Genomic DNA, 266 nt, shown 5'->3' with positions numbered 1-266 from the left:
GCGCTCAGGAACTGCTTTAAAAGTCCCTTCCAACTTGCCTGAATTAACATCGATCCAGCCACAGTCAGCACGCTGACCGGCCAGTTCCAGAGCAGTTTTGATACGGTCCTGGTTTTTCGCTTTTTCGCGAACAGTAACCACATCACCACTCTTAATCTGGTAAGAAGGAATGTTTACAGTCTGACCGTTTACTGCGATAGCCTTGTGGCTAACCAGCTGACGGGATTCAGCGCGGGTAGAACCGAAACCCATACGGTAAACTACGT

The 266-nt window shown here is 49.2% G+C and carries 1 protein-coding gene; it reads right to left on the bottom strand.

Annotation, left to right across the window (positions count from 1 at the left end; genetic code table 11):
- Positions 1–266: S4 domain-containing protein (locus B2Z72_RS17215; RefSeq protein ID WP_297005402.1), on the bottom strand; the 266-nt coding region annotated here is incomplete at both ends.

The sequence above is a fragment of the Thalassolituus sp. UBA6592 genome, assembly GCF_002433655.1.
In the GTDB taxonomy this organism is placed as follows: Bacteria; Pseudomonadota; Gammaproteobacteria; order Pseudomonadales; family Oceanobacteraceae; genus Venatoribacter.
The sequence above is the reverse complement of the archived record's forward strand: the minus strand, read 5'-3'. Positions and strand labels throughout refer to the sequence as shown.